Source organism: Streptomyces sp. NPDC006643, from assembly GCF_042870175.1.
Lineage (GTDB): Bacteria > Actinomycetota > Actinomycetes > Streptomycetales > Streptomycetaceae > Streptomyces.
Genome location: NZ_JBIAHA010000022.1, coordinates 57,825 through 75,202 on the forward strand (window position 1 = coordinate 57,825; position 17,378 = coordinate 75,202).

The following is a 17,378-nucleotide window of genomic DNA, read 5'->3' on the forward strand; positions in this document are numbered from 1 at the left end:
GAATGCAAGCGAGCACGTCGCCGGACTGGAACATCGTGGGCATCCTGGGGGCCGCCCGCGGCGCGCGGGGGGACACCGACGAAGCCATCGGCACACAACACCTGTTGGCCGGCATCACCACCGTCCGGGGCCCGGCGCGTGAGGCGCTCGCGGACGAGGGGGCGACCAAGACCGCGCTGCTGGCGGTGTTGCGGAACAGGGCGGACAAGGATGGCGTGTGGCAGACCGCCGACGGCGCGGAGGCAAGCGTCGCGTCCGAGACCGTCCTCGGGGAGGACGGCGACCGGCACACCCGTTTCACGGGCGCGGCGGCCAGGGCGCTGACGGCCGCGACGGGGCACGCACGGCGGAAGGACGCGGCGAAGTTCGGCGCGGAACATCTGCTGAGGGGACTGCTGGAGGAGGAGAACCGCGCCGTGGAGCTGCTGGCCGTGTGCGGCATCACCCCACAGGCCGTACGCGCCCGCCTCGACGGCGGGACCGGGACCCGGGAGGACACCCTGGACCCGCTGCTGCACCCGACCCGTGACCTGCTCCTCGGCCGCAGCCACTACCGGCGGGTGTCCTTCTGGATGCGCTGGATGATCAAACTCAGCGGAGTCAACTGGGCCGCGCTGCCCGCCGGCTGGGTCCGGCTGGAGACCTTCGAGCAGGCGCGCCGCCTCGGCAACGGCATGGTGGGCACCGAACACGTACTCCTCGCGATCCTGGCCACCCACGAGGTCGCGCGCCAGTACCCGCACCTCTCGGGCGCGAGCCTCCCCGGCCCGGACACCCAGTACGCGGGCGGCGACCGACTGGCGGCCCTGGGCCTCGACTACGCCTCGGTCCACCACGCCCTGACGTCCCCCACCCGCCCCCACCTGACCCCCGACCCGCACCCGGCCGAACAGTACGTGGACGAGACCGCACCCCTGAACCTGGACACCACATCGGACCCGGGCACGGCCCCCCTGGTCGAAACCCTCCTCACGACCACCACCCGCGCCCGCCAACTGATCGAGTCACTGACACCGAAGCCGGGCGACTGACCCGGGGGGCCGCGGGCCACGTGGGTGGCAAGTTCTGGCAAGTCCCTCGTGGCGGAGACGGCCGCACGGCAACATCGGACCCCGAACACGGTGGGGTAGTTCCCCGGCGTATGACGCGATTCTTCCTGGAGGTACGGAGTGGCCGAGGCGCCGACGTTCGACGAACTGTTCCAGAACTGCCGTAGCTCGGCGGTCCATCTCGAAATGCGCGACGGCTACATGGAGTCGGACCCCGTCTTCATCGACTGGCGCGCCGGACAACGCATCGACCCGGCCGCACGCTGGCCCGAGTGGTACGAGCTGGTGTCCAAGGCGACCAGCCGAGGGGTGGAGGTACGCCGGGCCCGCATCGTCTCGGAACCTGTCAGCGAATACATCCGGTTCGAGTACGAGGTGACGCAGGGCCTGAACATCGCGGCCGGCGAGCAAGTCCGCTGGCTCCCACGCCGTCAGGCGACCAACATCCCACTTCCCGGCAACGACTTCTGGCTGTTCGACGGGAGTCTCGTCCTCATCAACCACTTCGACGGCAACGGCGACTCCCTGGAACACGAACTGACGACGGACCCCGACGTGGCGAAGCTCTGTGCCTCAGCCTTCGAGAAAGTGTGGGAGTCCGGAACAGCGCACGAGGAGTACCGGCCGATTTGACAGCCATCTGAACCACGCCAGGTCATCGTCTCCGCCGTAGCATCTCGGCCTGAACACGCTTCCCTGACCGTCGAGTTGGGTGCGGTCCGGCAGGGGCGGTCCGTGTTCGGCGGCGGAGGCGAATCATGAAGAGTGCGCGCGTGGGGTTGGAAGCGTTCGAGACCAGAGCACGTGAGGCCGCCCGGACCTTGCCTGGAGGTCGTACGCCCTAGGCGGGTAGCCGCCAGCTTGGGCCGTCGGGGGCACCGAGCCAGACGCGTTGCGCGTCCGGGGTGACGGTGAGGCCGAACTCGGCGGGGCCGGCGGCGTGCCACAGGGCGAGGGCCTGCTCGACCGCGTCCCACAGCAGCACCGGGCCGCCCTGCCGTACGCTCCACCCCTCGCCATCCGGGGTCAGAACGGCGAACGCGTCGTTCCTGGCGTCGAGCACGTATGTGCCCATGGTGCCGTCGTCGCCGGGCATGGAGAAGGAGCGGGCGTGCGGCAACGCGAGCTGAGCGACGAACCCGCTGTCGGGCTTGGTCAGCAGTTCGGGGCCGTAACGGGTGTGACGGGTGGTGCCCTCGTCCAATGACGGGAGCATTCCGAGGCTTTCCGGTGCGTCCTGCTGTCGAGCGATCATGAAACTCGGGTCGCTGGAAAGAAACCGGCCGTGCGCGGTGTGCTCGTCCTCGACGGTCAGTCGTACGAGGCCAAGGGAGCGCATCCAGCCGCGGAGCGTTGCGACGATCAGCCCGCCGGGGCGGGTCTGCCGCACCCACGCGGCGGGGATGCTGCGCACGCCCATGGTGGCGATGGTGCGGTCACTCGGTGCGGAGCCGTCGGCGCCGAGCAGGCCATCGCCGACACGGAGCCGGGGCCGGTATCCGCAGCTGGTGAGCGCGTCGCGGGCACGCGAGGCGACCTCGGGGTCTGTCTCGACGGACAGCACGCGGTCCGCGCCAAGGCGGTGACACATGAGTGCGGTCGAGTAGCCGGTGCCGGTCCCGAGCTCCATCACAGTCATGTCGTCCTCGACCCGGAGGTCTTCGAGCATCCGCACGACAAGGGTGGGGAGCGTCGAGGATGAGGTGGGGTGCGCGTTGCTGATGGGCTGCGGGTCGGCCCAGTCGATTTCGCGGCCGTCGAATTGCGTGATCAGCGTCTCGTCGACGTACGCCTGCCGCAGCCACTTGTCGAGCCCCACGAGTTCGGGCGTCACGGGTACCCAGGTGGTCAGCCCCGGGGCGTCGGTCTCGACGTAGAAGCGCGGGACGAACTCGTGCCGGGGGACAGCCTCGACGGCAGCCCGCCAAGCGGGGGAGCGCAGCCATCCGGTGGCGGCAAGCTGCTCGGCGAGCCGTTGCCGCAGCTTCGCGGCGACGGTGTCGATGTCAGGTTCGGTCATGGGTACCTCGTTCCAGTAGGTCGGCGAGCGCCGCGGTCATGGGCAGGCCGGTCGGCGGTTCCATCCACGCCCACTGTCCCGACGGGTTGCATTCGATGAAGGTCCACTCGCCGGATGCGGACAGGGTGAAGTCGAACGCGCCGAAGACGAGTCCGAAGTGCGTCAGGTACGCGCGGATCGCGCGCGCCACGTCCGGCGGTGTCGGGATCGGCGTGTAGGTGTGGGTGCTGTAGTCGGTGCGCCAGTCGAGCAGACCACAGTCGATGCGCACGGCGAATATCTGCTCGCCGATCACGGTCACGCGCGCGTCGGCGACCTTGTCCATCCGGGCTTGGAACAGGTGCATGGTGCCCGCGATGCTCCCGTCGACCTCGTCGGCGGTCACCTCGGCGACGGGCACGGTCTGCGCCTTTTCGTCGATGAGGTAGAGCGGCACGGACAGCGGCTTGAAGATGACCGGCCCGTGTTCCTTGATGAAGGCGCGGGCGTCGTCGGGCCGGTTCGTGATGAGCGTGGGCGGCAGTGTGAACCCGCACACTGCGGCGGTGGCGAGGCCGGCTGGTTTGTACTCGGCGTCGCCGATGCGGTTCGGGTGGTTGACGTACCGGCAGTCGGGCAATGACGCGAGCACGCCGCCGAGCCCGTAGCGGGCTTGCGCGATGGCGAAACGGGCGTCTTGCGGGTCGAGGTACGGGAAGGCGAACCCAGAGGGGCGCCGGTAGTACAGCGCCCGTAGGCCGCCGAGTTCGGCCACGCGGGTCGGAGTTGCCACGCTTCCGCCCCAGTGTGCCGCGTGTCCGCCGATGTAGGCGGAGCACGACAGGGTCGCGGGGAAGTCTCCGGAGTCGAGCCGCATGACCGGGACTCCCCGGTCGTGCAGCTCGGCAATCACGAGATCTGCGGTCGGGTCGTCAAGGTTGGTGACGACCAGTACCGGACGGGGATCGGTTGTCACTGGTCGGTGTCGTTCCCCGTGTCGCTGTCGGGCGCGTCGCCGTTGCGGTCACCCTGCCCAGTGGTGCCGGTGGGCGGGTTCGTGCCCGACGAGGTGCCGTGCCCCGGCGCCATCACGACCGCGCCCCCGGCGTCGAGGTAACGGGCGATCTGTGTACCACTGTCCAGCTCGACGCGGGCGTAGTGTGGAGCATCGACCGCAGGGTACGGGGCCAGCCTGCTCAGTCCCCACGGTGCGGCAGTGAGGTGCCCTTGCGGCAGAGGGCCGCCGGTAGGGAATCGGTCTGAATGATTGAACATCGCGTGCCTTCCTCTCGCTGGTAGGTCGGATTGTGTGATGGCGACGCCTCCACTCCGTACACCGTTTACCGTTCGTCTCCGCGCGTTCCGTGTGCTCTGCGTGACTATCTGCTCACGCAGTGCCTCGGGCTGCGTACGCTCAACACCGCCCAGCGGTTTCCAACGCGTTTGCAAATTCGGGGAGTTGTGCCACTGAGCGCCTTGGGCGGGGGTCTGGCGGTGCGGTCGGCATCGGATGGCGACCACGCTGACCACGCTAGGGAGGACGGAGCATCAACTCACAGGCGATTGCACGGGGTTGCACGTCAATTACCGGAGGGCATCCAGAGCCGACGTAATCAGCGCGCGTGCGGGGGTCCCATGGACGGCCAGTGCTGCCAGCTCCGCGAACGTCTCGGCGTACATGGCCACTTCGCTGGGCTGTGTGATCGTGAGGTAGCCGGAGATCAACTCGACGTTGACCTGTGCCACGTCATAGATCCAAAACCCCTCAGCCGGCCACCGCTCCCGATCCGGCGTCATTGGCACAACTCCCAAGCTCACGTTGGGAAGTGAGGCAATCGAGATCAGATGGCCAAGCTGCCCGGACATCACATCGGCGCCGCCGATTCCGGTCCGCAACACCGACTCTTCAACGAGAAATGCAAACCGCCGGTCCCCCTCGTACAGGACCCGCTGACGCTCCATGCGGACGGACACAGCTTCGGCCACGTCGTCCACCAGGCCGCGCCGTCGCTGGATCGCTCTCAGTGCCGCTGTCGTGTACGGCTCCGTTTGAATCATGCCGGGCACGAGCCACGAGGAGTACGAACGGAAACGACGGGTTCGCTGGTACAGCGGCAGCCGGGCCTCCTGTGCCTGTCTGAGCCCGGCCCGCTCCATGCGCCGCCAGCCAACCCACATACCCTCGGCCGTCCGCAGCATGGCAATCAGGTCTTCGGTCTGCTCCTCGGTCCCGCACGCCTCACACCACGCCCGGATGTCGTCGGCGGACGGTGGCGTACGCGCGTTCATGATCCGGGACGACTTGGACCGGCTCCACCCGCAACGCTCAGCGAGGTCAAGCCCGGTCAGCCCGGCATCCCGGCAAAGTTCCCTGAGTCGATACGCGAGAGCCTGCCGGGCCTGCTGGGCGCTGGACGATGCGGAGACAGCCACGGTGTGCGATCAGCTCGGCCGGTACTCCGCGTGAGGAATCGCGCACTTCCACGCTGCCTCGTACGCCGTGACGTATTGCGCCGCCAACACCGGATCGTGGCGGACCTCCATGCGCGGGCCGGTCCACTGACCCTCGCCGCTGAAGTGGTGGAGGATCACGGTTTCCTCGTCCATGACCCAACCGTCCAGCGCGGGGAGCAGCAGATCACGGGCCCGCGAGCGAGGCAGCCAACGTACGTCCTCACCCGCTGTGATGTTCGTAAAGGTGCCGTCGTACTCATAGCGCACGTAATCACTCAGCGGTTCAGAGACGACACGCAACCGACGCATGACCACACCCCGGCCGGTCGTCTCGGCCACCACGTCCAGCCACGAGCGCCACCATGACTCAGGGTCGTCCGGCTCGTACCGGTGCCCTTCCTGCCAGCGGATGAACTCGGGGTCATCCCGCATGTAGCTGTCCCGCATCTCAAGGTGCATCGCCGTGCGCCGCGCCTTTGCGAGAGCTTCACGTACCGCTGTTGCCACCGTCGCCGTCCCTGCTGTCGTCGTCCTTGTCGCTGACCTCAACCGCCGCCATCTCCAAGTTCTCCGGGCGGGGGATGAACTGGAGCATGTTCGCGGGGAGCCGGATCACGGACTCGTGCTCCGGTACCTCTTTGGAGTGGCCCGGCACTGAGCCGACTTCCTGCGCCTGCCGGATGGTCTCCTCGTCCGCCTTCCACGACTGGATGACCAGATCGCCGGTCGTGTCGTCCAGCCAGATCGTGGGCGATCCGTCGTCCGGTGTGTCGGGCCAAATCCCCAGGAACTTTAGGGCCATTGGGGCACTCCTCTACCGGGTGGGTTGCACCGATGAGCATGAGTTCGACCGTGAGCGACCCGCATCCGTCGCCCTGTGAGCGTGGCGAGCGCGGGCTCTGTGGTGCTGCTGCGTGGTCAGTACCGGTCGTCGTTGATGGCGCCGATGAGACGGCGGGCGAACCCCGCCGGCGCGCTGGCCGAATCGCTGGCCTTGGCCTTCGGCGCGCCCGCTCTGTCCACTGTGCGCGCCAAGCACCGATATGGAGAACAGGGTTTCCGGCCGAGAGCTGCTGAAGTCGGGGTGCCTGTGGGCTGCTTCCGGGAGGGAAGCAACCCACAGGACCGGTCTAGAACTCCCCGTTGCTGAGGGCGCCGATGAATGCGGTCCAGGCGTTGCCGGTGAGGGTGAAGGCGGGGCCGTGGGGGTTCTTGGAGTCGCGTACGGCCATGGCGCCACCGGGGAGACGGGCGCCTTCGACGCACTGTCCGCCGTGGTCGTTGCTGTAGCTCGACTTGAACCAGTCGGCACCGGACAGCGAGCCAGCCGTGGTTGTCATCGGAATCAAAGCTCCTTCATTGCCTTCTTGATCATGCTCAGGGACTCCTGCGGCCCGAGAGCGATGGCTTGCAGTTCGCTGAACGCTTCCTCATGCAGCTCTACGTCCGACTGCCGTCGGCTCACCCAGGCATCGGCCAGGTTCTCGAAGTAGATGATCGGCTTGAGAGCGTCCCGGTCGTGAAACTGGAGCGTGGCGAAGGCCCCGTTCATCCCTGGATGGGCACCTGCCTTGAAGGGGACCACCTGGACTCTGACGTTGGGCAGCGCCGCCAAGTCAACAATATGCGCGAGCTGCGCACGCATGACCTCCGGGCCTCCCACCTGCCGGTGTAGCACGCCCTCGCTCATGATTGCCGCGAATTTCAGCGGTGCCTTCCGGCGCAGCGCCTCCTGCCGTGTCATCCGCACGGCCACCATGCGGGCGATCTCCTCCTCACTGAGACCTTGATGCGCGTTCTGATGCGTGGCGCGCACGTACGCCTCGGTCTGGAGGAGGCCGGGGACGAACTCGGACTCGTAGTTGTGCAGTGCGACGGCCGTGGCTTCCAGGCCCAAGTAGGCCCTGAAACCAGGGGAGATGACTTGGCGGTACTCCGTCGACTGCCACCAGTCCCGTTTCCGCTTGGTGACGGCCGCATACCCCTTCAGCTGCTCCGTCTTCTCCTCGTCCGCCCCGAAGATGTGACAGAGCGCCATGACATCGACCGGCTCGACAACCGAGTTCTCTCCCGTCTCCAGTCGGGTCAGCTTGGACGGACTCCAGTAGAGCTTTTTGACGACCTGGGTTGATGTCAGCCCGGCCTTCTGCCTGAGGTGACGCAGCTCGTTGCCCAGGTGCAAGCGGCACAGGGCCGGGGTTGCCGACTCGATGTCCGTGATCATCTGCCGTCCTCTCGGGGCGTTTTCCAGTGTGTCGACGTTGCTTCCGCCTACGCAAGGAACTTTCCGCGCAATAGCGGGAACCACTGCTCCCGTGCGTGAGCACCCTCCGCGCAGTGGCTGATTCACGCAGATTTCCGCATGCAGAATTCGGCTACGGAGTCCCATCCGCGAAGCATCTGGTGCGAGGCTATACGTACTCCTCACGCACCGCAGTTGATTCAACGCAACGCGTGAGCATGGAGACTCGACGACAAGGACTCCCGATGCCTCCCATGACGCGTAGCGCAACTTCCGTCCCACCCACCGCGGTTGACATACGGGACGCCGTCCGCCTGAGCATCTCGTTCCGCCCCCACACCCGCCGCGTCGCGCACCTGCGGCACATCACCGGCGCGCTTCTGCGGGAGGGCGATGTCGGGGAGGACGCGGTCGAGACCGCGCAGCTTCTCGTCAGCGAGATCGTCACCAACGCCGTGATGCACGGTGGCGGTGAACGCGTCCGGTTCTCGCTCTCGTACGACCGCTGCGGTGACGTACTGATCGAGGTGGACGACGGCGCCCCCGCACGGATCGAGGTCCGTCATCCGGAGGCCGACGACGAGACCGGTCGGGGCATGCTGCTCGTCGCGGCGCTCGCGCGGACCTGGGGCCGGCGCGGGACCCGGACCTGGTGCACGGTCGCCCGGTGGGAGGCGTCCGCCTCATGACGTCCAACCGCCGTACGCCCGGCGCCCATTGGCCTCACCGGCCGCCGAGGTTCGCGCAGGACCCGCAGACGCTCCGCCGCCTGCTCGACGGCCTCAACCGCGATCTCCCCATCGACTTCGTGACCGTCTCCCGTACGGTCGCCGAGGCCCTGGCGTTCCAACTCCCCCTGCCCGAGCGGGCCTGGGTGGACCTCACCACGCTCAAACTCCGTGGCCACTTACAGCTCCTGCTCTGCGAGTACGACGGGGACGCCGACGCCCCGCGAACACTCGCGCTCCACAGGGACGCCTACCGGCTGCTCGCCCTCTGCGACACCTTCGACCGTGCGACACCGCCCCTGCACGCGTACGAGCTGATGCGCGCGTTGGCCGAGACCACCCGCTCGTTCATCGAACTCCACGAACAAGGGGAGCGGGACCGATGAGCAACGCCAAGGCGCAGACCCTCTACCTCATCTCGGTCACCGCTGTCGGCGGCTCGATTGTCCTCGCGCTGTGGCGCGGCTGCTGACTCCGCCCGCACCCCGGAGGACGACATGACGCTCAGGTTCATCGGGACGACGTCCGACAACGGCAACTGTCCTGACCGACTCCGCGCATCTCGCACAATTACGTGACGTCAAGGAGTCGGAGACGTTCGTCGTCATCCCGCGCGATCTGCTCACCCGCTTCGCCCCCAAGGAGTGACCGTGTCTCCGTTGATCCCGTTCAACCAGATCACCCACCTGTTCACCGACTTCGCGCACACCGCCTGGCGGCTGGAGACCCGGCGCGGCTACGCGACGGACCGCGAGAGTCCGAAGTGGCGGCGGTGGAAGTCCGGGCAGGACATCGCGAACGAGCCCTTCGACTCCTGGCGTCTGAGCGTCAGCGAACAGACGAAGCTGGGCAAGCGCTTCGAGCGAGTACGTCTCGTGGACGATCCGCCGACCGAGGGCCAGCGGTTTCTCCTCGACTCGGGCCTCGGGAATGTCGCCGCGGGCGAGGACATCCGTAACCTCCCCCGGGCGCGGGCCGAGAGGCTGGCGCTGCCCGAGTTCGACTTCTGGCTGTTCGACTCCCGTACCGTCGTGAGGTTCGTCATCGACGACGAGGGGACGACCCTTGGGGTGCGCGTACTCGAAGACGCCGAGAGTGTCGTGCGCGCCTGCCAGGCCCGTGACGCTGCCTGGCATCACGCGGTGCCTACAAGGGAGTTCCGGGCGCGGGCCTCCCTCAACACCGCGTGAGCCCAACGGCTGCGATCGGGGGCGATCGGCCGAGAACTTCGGCGATCGGACGCAACCGGCAGGCCGGCGCGTAACTCCCCTCCCTGGCGTGGCACGCACGGCGGATCGGGCTCACCATCCGCATCAGGCAGGGAGACTGTCATGGGTGGACAGCACGGCGGCGGCACCGGCGGCGGTCAGGGCGGCAGCCCGGCAGGACGATTCCAACAGCGGCGCGTACACGCTGTGGCTCTACAACACCGACACCCACTCGTGGGCCAGTGCCGACCATGTGCCGGGCGGCACGGAGTTCGAGGTGGTGCAGTGCGGACCGCGTCGGCTGTGGGGCGAGGTCGAGCGGGCGTTCAGCTGGTGGGTGGGCCACGGACGGCCCGGCTTCCAGCGTTTTGGGCTGACGGTCGGCGAGGCCGGGCAGCGTGCCCATGCCACTACCGAGGTGACCGCGGCCGGGCCGTGGGTGTGGTCGCGGGTACGCGGGACTGGACGCACTCTCGTTCGCCGTCCTTCGACGCGGGCCGGAAGCAGGCCCGGACGGTGCTGCCGGGGTGGGTCGCGGTCATCTCGGTGTAGACGTAGGTTTCCGTGTCGGTGGTGTCCTCGACGCGTGCGTCGTAAGCCGGGCCGGCCGACTTGACCTGTACGCGGTCGCCGATGCGGGTTCCCCACACCATCGCCCAACTCGCGCCGCACTTCTCGCTGTAGCGCAGCTCCAGGTGGGCGCCGGTGGTGGTGAGACGCGTGCTGAGGGTGTCGGGGTCGTAGCCGCAGAACAGGCGTATCGGGTCCAGGCTCTCGCAGGCGGCTCCGTGGCACTGGGGAGCGAGCGAGTACGGGGCGGCGGCCGAGAGCCCTTCGGTCTTCGGGACGTACCGGTCCGGCAGCAGGACAAGCAGCAGTGCCGCACCACCGACGATCACGACGCAGGCCGACGCCAGCAGCACTATGAGGCCGCCTCTGCGGGCCTTGGGTCGTCCGGGCCCGGGCGGCTCCGGCGGTGGCGGCGGCAGTGGCGGTGGCTCGTCGGCGGTCGGGGCGGGGACCGCCGCCCGTCCGCTCCAGTGCGACTCGGCGATCTCCCACAGGGCCAACAGCCGCCCGTCCGGCTCGTTCGCGAGCCGGCACAGCTCCTGTACGGCCTGACGAGGGGGCAGGCTCTTGCCGTTGAGGTAGCGCTCCCAGGTGGACTTGCTGTACGCCGTGCGCTGCGACAGCGCCGCCAGGCTCAGACCCGTACGGGCCCGCAACGCCCGCAGCGCCGCGCTCAACCGGATGTGTCCCGAGTGCTCCATGGTCATTTCGGCGCCGCTTCCCGTAGGGACTTCCAGGTGTGCCGGCCGATGACACCGTCCACGACCAGCCCGTCCCGTGTCTGGACGCGCTGGACCGCGCGCTGCGTCTTCGGGCCGAAGACACCGTCGATGTCTCCCGGCGGGAAGCCTGCCCGGCGCAGCAGGCACTGCGCCTCGGCCACCTCCGGCCCCACGTGGGTGTAGGCCAGGATGGTCTCGGAGGTGCGGCTGAGGCCCGCGTACCAGCGGCCGTCGCGCTGCTCCAGCCGGCAGGTGTAGATGACCGGCACCATGGACTCCGACACGATGGCCGGGGTCGCCCGGGCCGCCCCCGCCCGTACGTCCGCCAACTCGGCGCGGGTGTCGGCGAGTTGTACGGCCAGCAAGGCGGCGGCGGAGACGGACAGCACCAGGGCGACCGCGCCCGCCGCGACCAGCGCGTGCGGGTAACGCCCGTACGCCTGCCGCTCCGTGGACGTGGACGGGGACGTGGACGGGGGCGTGGACGTGGGCGTGGAGGGGGACGGGGGCGTGGGGTCCGGCGCCGCCGCCCAGCGTTCGGAGGCGATCTCGTGCAGCACCAGCAGCCGGGTCGGATCGTCGCCGCCGATGCGGGCCATCGTCTCGACGGCCTCCCGGGGCGGCAGCGACCTGCCGTTCAGATACCGCTCCCACGACCTCGTGCTGTAACCGGTCTTCGCGGCCAGTTGGCGCGTGCTCAGTTCGCCGTGGTCCTTGAGCCTGCGCAATCGGACGATCAACTGGCGTATGTCCGGGTGCAGTTCAGTGGGCAACTCTTTCCAACGCGACATGTTCCCCCCACTCGCGTCATGGACCGCGATATGCCCGCGCCCCCTGTGTCCCGGCGTCATTCTGCATCAGTGGTCACGGCATTCACACGGAGCAGCGACCGGGCATGTCGTGGGAGAGGCCGTCCCCGCATGTGGTGGCCCCGTGCGTGCCCGTCCCGCCGCACCGACTCGGCGGGCAACGTCCCAGCAGGTCAGCGCCTTGGACGTCCCGGGATGACGTCACTTCCACGTCAGCTGTCGCCGGGCATCGCGCCGAACCCGCAGTCTCCTTGCGGGGCCGGCCGGTGCGTTCGGCCCCGCTCATGCCACTTCACCTGGAGCGTTCCCATGAAACTGAACAGAAAGCTCGCGGCGCCGCTGCTCGCCGTCGGACTGGCCGCGACCTTGACCCCGCTGACCGCCTCGCCCGCCGCCGCCGACAGCGCCTACGGCTGCTCGTACCCGCGTGTGTGTCTGTACTCCGGTTCGTACAGCAGCGGCAGCATCATCGGCTGGTTCCAGGACACGTACTACCAGAACCTGCCGACGTCCATCCGCAATCTGCCCGACGCGGTCGTCAACACCCGTAACGACGACTCCGTCTGGCTCCTCGACACGGGCTACGCCCCCGCGGACGCGTACATCTGCATCCCGAAGAACAAGGCCGTGAACCTCGGCAGCTACGACCACCCCAACGGCACCACCTGGGCGAACGATGTCGACACCATCCTGATCTGGCCCGAACCCGACAACGGGCTGTGCAGCGGCTCCACCGACGTGCGGCAGGGCACCGTCCCCAACGGGTGGCGCCCCTGACGGGTGGAGCCCTGACGGATGGCGCCCCTGACGGGTGGAGCCCCCGACGGGTGGCGTCCTGACGGTGGGCGTCCCGACACACGCGGCCGTCCCCGGCGCCTCAGGCCCCGGGGGCGGCCGTTCGGGCCGCCGGTGGGCGCGGGGCCGCGCTCCGCGTCGCGTGAGTACGGTGTCGTCCGGCAGGCTGGCGCCATGAGATCTCGAACCGGCGGTATGTGGTGGGGGACGACCATCGAGGCCCCGGACCCCAGCGCCTTGGCGAACTTCTACGCCGAACTCCTCGGCTGGCACATCGGGCACGAGGAGCCGGGAACGACGATCCTCGCCGCCTCCCCCCAGGGCCCCTTCTTCGTGTTCCAGCACGCGGACGGCTATCGGGCTCCGGTCTGGCCTCCGGTCGCGGGGGAGCAGCGTCCGATGATGCATCTGGACTTCCAGGTCGGCGATCTGTCCGAAGCGGTCGCCGAGGCGGTCGCCCTGGGCGCCACCGTGGCGGAGTTCCAGCCGCAGGAGAACGTCCGGGTGCTGCTCGACCCCGCCGGACACCCCTTCTGTCTGTGCTTCGACCCGTCATGAAGGGCCGCCACGTCGTGCAGCCCGTTCGTACAGGGAGAAGGCAGTGGACATGAGCGGGCGCAGCCGGGTCGGCATGATCGCGGCCGGCGCCGCGACAGCGGTACTCGTGGGTGCCGGCACGGCTGGGGCGACGCCGGCCGGACCCGGTGTGGTCGGCACGATCATTTCGCGGACGACGGTGGGCGACAAGGACCACATCCTCCGCCGAATCACCATCCCCGCAGGTCAGAGCACCGGATGGCACTTCCATCACGGCACGCTGTACGCCTTCGTGGAGCAGGGAACGCTCAGCCACTTCGACGCCACCTGCGAGTCCAGCGGTGTCCACCCGGCGGGCAGCGCGCTGACCGAGGCTCCCGGCGCCGAGAACGTCCACATCGGGCGTAATCTCGGTACCGTCCCCCTCGTCCTGGACGTGCTCTACGTCCTCCCGCACGGCGCGCCGCTCTCGGAGGACGCCCCCGACCCGGGCTGCGACTTCCAGTAGCACCGACCGGGCGCGCGGCCTATCCGACCGCGCGCCCGCGCGCCGCGACCCTCAGCCGATGGGCGCGGGCATGCGCACCACGTCGTACGCGAGGTCGATGACATCCCCGGTGACCGGGTCGCTCAGCTCCACGCGCCAGCGGTCGGCGAACTGGTCGACGCCCTCGGTCATCGGGATGGTGCCGGAGATCAGCACCGTGCCCGGCACCAGATCGCCGCGCTCGCGCAGGACGTCCGCCCAGTAGCCGGGGGTGAGCAGCTCGGCCAGGGTCCCGTTCTGGATGAGCGTCTCCCGCCCGTCGTGGGTCACCCAGGCCCGCAGCGCCAGCTCGTCCAGCCGCCCCTCCACGTCGGCGAGCCGCCAGGCCCGCCGGGCGAGCACGTCGGGGCTCGCGTTCTTGCTCCATGCGACGCCGTGCACCTCCAGTTCGCGGTCGGTGTGGTCGCAGGCGGCGGTCAGCAGCAGTTCTCCCTCGCTGTCCACGACCAGGGCCCACTCGGCCTCGCCCGACGTGCGGCCGTGCTGGACGCTGACGCGTTCGGTGTGCTGCGCGAGGTAGGGGGAAACCGGGTAGAGGGCCGGTGTCACGGACGGCGCGGGCACGCCCAGCTCGGCGAGTTCGGCGACGTGCGCGGCCACGTCGGCCTGGCTGCGTCCCGCGTAGCCCGCGTTGAGCACCTGGACGACCTCGGTGCTGCGGGTGGTGCCGTCGGGCAGTTGGAAGGTGAGCAGCGCCATGGGAATCTCCACATCGATCGCGGTATCGGCGAGGTTAACTTTGCGCGAGAGGGTTGCGCATACGACCTGTATACAAGAAGTATGCCGGTAGGTCGACAGTTGCCCTGCATCCAGGCGCCCCTCATGAAGGAACAAGCACTGTGAACAAGAGCACCAGCGGTGACGGCGGGTCCGCCGTACGCCGCGCCTTCTTCGCCAGCCTCACCGGCACCGCTCTGGAGTGGTACGACTTCGCCATCTACTCCGTGGCCGCGGCGCTGGTCTTCGGCGACGTCTTCTTCCCCTCGGAGGATCCCGCCACCGGCACGCTGCTGGCCTTCTCCACGTACGCCGTCGGCTATGTGTCCCGCCCGCTCGGCGGCTTCGTCTTCGGCCGCCTCGGCGACAAGATCGGCCGCAAGAAGGTCCTCATCGCGACCCTCGTACTGATCGGGGTCGCGACCCTCCTGATCGGTCTGCTGCCCGGCTACGCCACGATCGGCGTCGCCGCGCCCATCGCGCTGGTGATCCTCCGCTTCGCCCAGGGCGTCGGAGTCGGTGGCGAATGGGGCGGAGCCGTACTCCTGTCCAGCGAGTTCGGCGATCCGCGCCGGCGCGGCTTCTACGCCTCGGCCGCCCAGATCGGGCCGCCCGCCGGCAACCTCATGGCCAACGGCGTACTCGCCGCACTCGGCGCGCTGCTGTCCGAGGACCAGTTCGTGTCCTGGGGCTGGCGCGTGGCGTTCCTTCTCTCCGGTGTTCTCGTCGTCTTCGGGCTGTGGATCCGCACCAAGCTCGAGGAGACCCCGGTCTTCAAGGCGATGGAGGCCGAACAGACCCGCCCCACGGCCCCCATCCGCGAGGTGTTCACCACCCACCCCCGCGCGCTGACGGCCGCGATCCTGAGCCGCGTCGCACCCGACGTGCTGTACGCGCTCTTCACCGTCTTCGTCCTGACCTACGCGACCGGCGAACTCGACATGTCCCGCGGCTCCGCGCTCGCCGCCGTGCTCATCGGGTCCTCCTTCCAGGTCTTTCTCATCCCGCTCGCGGGAGCCCTCTCCGACCGCGTCAACCGCCGCCTGCTGTACGGGCTTTCGGCCCTGGCCGCCGGAGTGTGGCCGTTCGTGTTCTTCCCCCTGACCGACGGCGGGAGCTGGCCGCTGCTCACTCTCGGTGTGGTGGTGGCGCTGGGCATCCATTCGTTCATGTACGGGCCGCAGGCGGCCTTCATCGCCGAACAGTTCTCGCCACGGCTGCGCTACACGGGCTCCTCACTCGCGTACACGCTCGCCGGAGTCATCGGCGGGGCCGTCGCGCCCCTGGTGTTCACGGCGCTGCTCGACGCGTACGACTCCTGGGTGCCGCTGGCTCTCTACGTCGCGGCCACGGCGGCGGTCACGGTCACCGGGCTGGCTCTGGGCCGCGACGGCGACGGGTCCGACGACACCGTCGAGGCCACGCCCGCGAAGTCGGCCGTCGAAACACCCGCCGCGAAGACCAACTGACAGGAGCCGTACCGTGCGCATCGCGCTGAGCCAGATCACCACCGGCCCCGACCCCGAGCGGAACCTCGGACTCCTCCGCGAGGACGCCCGCCGGGCCGCGGACGCGGACGCCCGCGTCGTCGTCTTCCCCGAAGCCGCGATGGCCTGTTTCGGGAGTCCGCTGGCATCACTGGCCGAACCTCTCGACGGGCCGTGGGCCACCGGCGTCCGCCGGATCGCCGAGGAGACCGGACTCGTCCTGGTCGCGGGCATGTTCACCCCCGCCCCGGACGGGAAGGTGGCCAACACGCTGCTCGCCACCGGCCCCGGCGTGGAGGCCGCCTACGACAAGATCCATCTCTACGACGCCTTCGGCTACGCCGAGTCCGACTCCGTGGCGCCCGGCTCCGAGGTCGTCACCATCGAGGTCGACGGCGCCCGTATCGGCCTGGCCACCTGCTACGACATCCGCTTCCCCGAGCTGTTCCGGGCGCACGCCGACGCCGGAGCGGTCCTCTCGCTGCTGCCCGCCTCCTGGGGCGCCGGCCCCGGCAAGCGTGAGCAGTGGGAGCTGCTCACCCGGGCCCGCGCACTCGACGCCACCCTCTGGCTCGCGGCCGTGGGACAGGCGGACCCGGCGGCGTCCGGCATCTCCCCGACCTCGAACGCCCCCACCGGTATCGGCCACAGCGCGGTCGTCGGCCCCGACGGGACCGTACGGCAGCGACTCGCGGAAGGGCCGGGGATGCTGCTGGCGGACCTGGACCTCGACGAGGTCGCCACGGTCCGGCGATCCGTACCGGTGCTGGCCAACCGCCGCCTGCCGCTGGGAGAACGCCCGAGCGCCCCGCGCTAGTCAGCCCGCCAGCAGGACCTTCAGCGTCGTCTCCAGGTGGCTGTCGATCGCGATACGCGCGGCGCGGCGGTCACCGGAGGCGATCGCCGTCAGGATCGCCCGGTGCTCGGTCAGCACGGACTCCTGGCGGCCCTGCTGGTTGTACAGAGCCACCACCCCGGCCCGGATCTGCCGGCTGCGGAGCCCGTCGTAATGCCGGTTGAGCAGGGCGTTGCCCGCCGCGGCGACGATCGTCGCGTGGAACAGATGATCCACCGCGATGAACTCCTTCGCGTGCTCGGGCCCGCTCAACGCGCGCTGGCGCTCCAGGAGTTCGGTCAGCTCCGCCAGGAGATCCCGGTCCCCGGGATCGACCCGCTCCGCCGCGTACCGCTCGACGATGCCGCGCAGCTCCATCACTTCGCTGATCTCGCGCCCCGACAGCGGCACGATCTGCGCGCCCCGCTTGGGCACCAGCCGGACGAGATCCTCGGCCGCGAGCAGCAGCAACGCCTCGCGGATGGGGGTGCGGGAGACTCCGATACGGTCGGCCAGCTCCTGCTCGGAAAGGAACTCGCCCTGGCGGTCCGGGTCGGTCAGCACGTTCTCCTTGAGGAACGCGTACGCCTTCTCCCGGCCCGACGTCCGTTCCGACTTCCCCTCGGAGGCCCGTTCCGACGTCATGCTGTCCCCCGTGACCCGTATGACTGCATACAGT

General features: G+C 69.2%; 22 protein-coding genes. 10 read left to right on the forward strand and 12 right to left on the reverse strand.

The features are described from left to right. The first annotated feature begins 2 nt into the window (after positions 1-2). Complete coding sequence (locus ACFYNU_RS27850) at positions 3-1,031, forward strand: Clp protease N-terminal domain-containing protein (protein ID WP_356594830.1); 1,029 nt, start codon at positions 3-5, stop codon at positions 1,029-1,031. A gap of 138 nt (positions 1,032-1,169) precedes the next feature. Beyond that, a complete protein-coding gene (locus ACFYNU_RS27855) occupies positions 1,170-1,682 on the forward strand; it encodes a DUF6879 family protein (RefSeq protein ID WP_356594832.1) in 513 nt (170 codons plus the stop codon). Between the two features lie 208 nt (positions 1,683-1,890). Here the strand turns inward: ACFYNU_RS27855 and tgmC are convergent, their stop codons facing one another. The 8 genes from tgmC to ACFYNU_RS27895 form a co-directional block, all read right to left on the reverse strand. After that, entirely contained in the window at positions 1,891-3,069 is a 1,179-nt protein-coding gene (tgmC, locus tag ACFYNU_RS27860; RefSeq protein WP_356594834.1) for an ATP-grasp peptide maturase system methyltransferase, read from the reverse strand. Next, positions 3,056-4,024, reverse strand: a complete 969-nt coding sequence (gene tgmB / locus ACFYNU_RS27865) for an ATP-grasp ribosomal peptide maturase (protein WP_356594836.1) — start codon at positions 4,022-4,024, stop codon at positions 3,056-3,058. The genes tgmC and tgmB overlap by 14 nt, the downstream gene beginning before the upstream one ends. After that, entirely contained in the window at positions 4,021-4,323 is a 303-nt protein-coding gene (tgmA, locus tag ACFYNU_RS27870) for a putative ATP-grasp-modified RiPP (RefSeq protein ID WP_356594837.1), read from the reverse strand. The genes tgmB and tgmA overlap by 4 nt, the downstream gene beginning before the upstream one ends. Positions 4,324-4,632: 309 nt before the next feature. Then, on the reverse strand, positions 4,633-5,481 hold the full coding sequence (locus ACFYNU_RS27875) for a helix-turn-helix transcriptional regulator (protein WP_356594839.1): 849 nt from the start codon (positions 5,479-5,481) through the stop codon (positions 4,633-4,635). Positions 5,482-5,490: 9 nt separating this feature from the next. Further along, positions 5,491-6,009 carry a DUF6879 family protein gene (locus ACFYNU_RS27880; protein WP_356594841.1) on the reverse strand — a complete coding sequence of 173 codons (519 nt, stop codon included), beginning with the start codon at positions 6,007-6,009 and terminating at the stop codon, positions 5,491-5,493. Then, positions 5,990-6,304, reverse strand: coding sequence for a hypothetical protein (locus ACFYNU_RS27885; RefSeq protein WP_356594843.1), 315 nt, complete (start codon positions 6,302-6,304; stop codon positions 5,990-5,992). The genes ACFYNU_RS27880 and ACFYNU_RS27885 overlap by 20 nt, the downstream gene beginning before the upstream one ends. Positions 6,305-6,632: 328 nt before the next feature. Continuing rightward, positions 6,633-6,842: a DUF397 domain-containing protein gene (locus ACFYNU_RS27890; RefSeq protein ID WP_356594845.1), complete on the reverse strand. Its 210-nt coding sequence runs from the start codon at positions 6,840-6,842 to the stop codon at positions 6,633-6,635. Positions 6,843-6,847: 5 nt separating this feature from the next. Next, the gene (locus ACFYNU_RS27895) at positions 6,848-7,726 is read right to left on the reverse strand and encodes a helix-turn-helix transcriptional regulator (protein ID WP_356594847.1); all 879 of its coding nucleotides are present in this window, start codon (positions 7,724-7,726) and stop codon (positions 6,848-6,850) included. A gap of 272 nt (positions 7,727-7,998) precedes the next feature. On the opposite strand from ACFYNU_RS27895, the gene ACFYNU_RS27900 reads away from it, so the two are divergent. From ACFYNU_RS27900 to ACFYNU_RS27910, 3 genes are all read left to right on the forward strand, one after another. Next, the gene (locus ACFYNU_RS27900) at positions 7,999-8,433 is read left to right on the forward strand and encodes an ATP-binding protein (RefSeq protein WP_356594849.1); all 435 of its coding nucleotides are present in this window, start codon (positions 7,999-8,001) and stop codon (positions 8,431-8,433) included. After that, the gene (locus tag ACFYNU_RS27905; protein WP_356594851.1) at positions 8,430-8,858 is read left to right on the forward strand and encodes a DUF6415 family natural product biosynthesis protein; all 429 of its coding nucleotides are present in this window, start codon (positions 8,430-8,432) and stop codon (positions 8,856-8,858) included. Before ACFYNU_RS27900 ends, ACFYNU_RS27905 begins: the two co-directional genes overlap by 4 nt. A gap of 264 nt (positions 8,859-9,122) precedes the next feature. Beyond that, positions 9,123-9,662, forward strand: a complete 540-nt coding sequence (locus ACFYNU_RS27910) for a DUF6879 family protein (RefSeq protein ID WP_356594853.1) — start codon at positions 9,123-9,125, stop codon at positions 9,660-9,662. A gap of 428 nt (positions 9,663-10,090) precedes the next feature. Here the strand turns inward: ACFYNU_RS27910 and ACFYNU_RS27915 are convergent, their stop codons facing one another. Further along, positions 10,091-10,957: a DUF2690 domain-containing protein gene (locus tag ACFYNU_RS27915; RefSeq protein WP_356594855.1), complete on the reverse strand. Its 867-nt coding sequence runs from the start codon at positions 10,955-10,957 to the stop codon at positions 10,091-10,093. Then, complete coding sequence (locus ACFYNU_RS27920; RefSeq protein WP_356594857.1) at positions 10,954-11,763, reverse strand: peptidoglycan-binding protein; 810 nt, start codon at positions 11,761-11,763, stop codon at positions 10,954-10,956. The genes ACFYNU_RS27915 and ACFYNU_RS27920 overlap by 4 nt, the downstream gene beginning before the upstream one ends. Before the next feature lie 327 nt (positions 11,764-12,090). Here ACFYNU_RS27920 and ACFYNU_RS27925 point away from each other — a divergent pair, with 327 nt between their 5' ends. From ACFYNU_RS27925 to ACFYNU_RS27935, 3 genes are all read left to right on the forward strand, one after another. Beyond that, positions 12,091-12,558: a hypothetical protein gene (locus ACFYNU_RS27925; RefSeq protein ID WP_356594859.1), complete on the forward strand. Its 468-nt coding sequence runs from the start codon at positions 12,091-12,093 to the stop codon at positions 12,556-12,558. A gap of 192 nt (positions 12,559-12,750) precedes the next feature. Continuing rightward, the gene (locus tag ACFYNU_RS27930; RefSeq protein ID WP_356594861.1) at positions 12,751-13,134 is read left to right on the forward strand and encodes a VOC family protein; all 384 of its coding nucleotides are present in this window, start codon (positions 12,751-12,753) and stop codon (positions 13,132-13,134) included. A gap of 49 nt (positions 13,135-13,183) precedes the next feature. Then, entirely contained in the window at positions 13,184-13,621 is a 438-nt protein-coding gene (locus tag ACFYNU_RS27935) for a cupin domain-containing protein (RefSeq protein WP_356594863.1), read from the forward strand. A 51-nt stretch (positions 13,622-13,672) separates the two neighbouring features. Here ACFYNU_RS27935 and ACFYNU_RS27940 read toward each other — a convergent pair whose 3' ends face one another. Next, positions 13,673-14,359, reverse strand: a complete 687-nt coding sequence (locus ACFYNU_RS27940; protein WP_356594865.1) for a DUF2848 domain-containing protein — start codon at positions 14,357-14,359, stop codon at positions 13,673-13,675. Between the two features lie 140 nt (positions 14,360-14,499). Here ACFYNU_RS27940 and ACFYNU_RS27945 point away from each other — a divergent pair, with 140 nt between their 5' ends. Both ACFYNU_RS27945 and ACFYNU_RS27950 read left to right on the forward strand, forming a co-directional pair. Then, on the forward strand, positions 14,500-15,846 hold the full coding sequence (locus ACFYNU_RS27945; RefSeq protein ID WP_356594867.1) for an MFS transporter: 1,347 nt from the start codon (positions 14,500-14,502) through the stop codon (positions 15,844-15,846). A 13-nt stretch (positions 15,847-15,859) separates the two neighbouring features. Then, positions 15,860-16,681, forward strand: a complete 822-nt coding sequence (locus tag ACFYNU_RS27950; RefSeq protein ID WP_356594868.1) for a carbon-nitrogen hydrolase family protein — start codon at positions 15,860-15,862, stop codon at positions 16,679-16,681. Here the strand turns inward: ACFYNU_RS27950 and ACFYNU_RS27955 are convergent, their stop codons facing one another. Further along, positions 16,682-17,344, reverse strand: a complete 663-nt coding sequence (locus ACFYNU_RS27955; protein WP_356594869.1) for a GntR family transcriptional regulator — start codon at positions 17,342-17,344, stop codon at positions 16,682-16,684. Positions 17,345-17,378: the final 34 nt, after the last annotated feature.

Coding starts and splice junctions, on each gene's coding strand:
- ACFYNU_RS27850 (WP_356594830.1), top strand. CDS start 3: ATGCAAGCGAGCACGTCGCCGGACTGGAACATCGTGGGCATCCTGGGG.
- tgmC (WP_356594834.1), bottom strand. CDS start 3,069: ATGACCGAACCTGACATCGACACCGTCGCCGCGAAGCTGCGGCAACGG.
- tgmA (WP_356594837.1), bottom strand. CDS start 4,323: ATGTTCAATCATTCAGACCGATTCCCTACCGGCGGCCCTCTGCCGCAA.
- ACFYNU_RS27885 (WP_356594843.1), bottom strand. CDS start 6,304: ATGGCCCTAAAGTTCCTGGGGATTTGGCCCGACACACCGGACGACGGA.
- ACFYNU_RS27890 (WP_356594845.1), bottom strand. CDS start 6,842: ATGACAACCACGGCTGGCTCGCTGTCCGGTGCCGACTGGTTCAAGTCG.
- ACFYNU_RS27895 (WP_356594847.1), bottom strand. CDS start 7,726: ATGATCACGGACATCGAGTCGGCAACCCCGGCCCTGTGCCGCTTGCAC.
- ACFYNU_RS27900 (WP_356594849.1), top strand. CDS start 7,999: ATGACGCGTAGCGCAACTTCCGTCCCACCCACCGCGGTTGACATACGG.
- ACFYNU_RS27905 (WP_356594851.1), top strand. CDS start 8,430: ATGACGTCCAACCGCCGTACGCCCGGCGCCCATTGGCCTCACCGGCCG.
- ACFYNU_RS27915 (WP_356594855.1), bottom strand. CDS start 10,957: ATGACCATGGAGCACTCGGGACACATCCGGTTGAGCGCGGCGCTGCGG.
- ACFYNU_RS27920 (WP_356594857.1), bottom strand. CDS start 11,763: ATGTCGCGTTGGAAAGAGTTGCCCACTGAACTGCACCCGGACATACGC.
- ACFYNU_RS27925 (WP_356594859.1), top strand. CDS start 12,091: ATGAAACTGAACAGAAAGCTCGCGGCGCCGCTGCTCGCCGTCGGACTG.
- ACFYNU_RS27930 (WP_356594861.1), top strand. CDS start 12,751: ATGAGATCTCGAACCGGCGGTATGTGGTGGGGGACGACCATCGAGGCC.
- ACFYNU_RS27935 (WP_356594863.1), top strand. CDS start 13,184: ATGAGCGGGCGCAGCCGGGTCGGCATGATCGCGGCCGGCGCCGCGACA.
- ACFYNU_RS27940 (WP_356594865.1), bottom strand. CDS start 14,359: ATGGCGCTGCTCACCTTCCAACTGCCCGACGGCACCACCCGCAGCACC.
- ACFYNU_RS27955 (WP_356594869.1), bottom strand. CDS start 17,344: ATGACGTCGGAACGGGCCTCCGAGGGGAAGTCGGAACGGACGTCGGGC.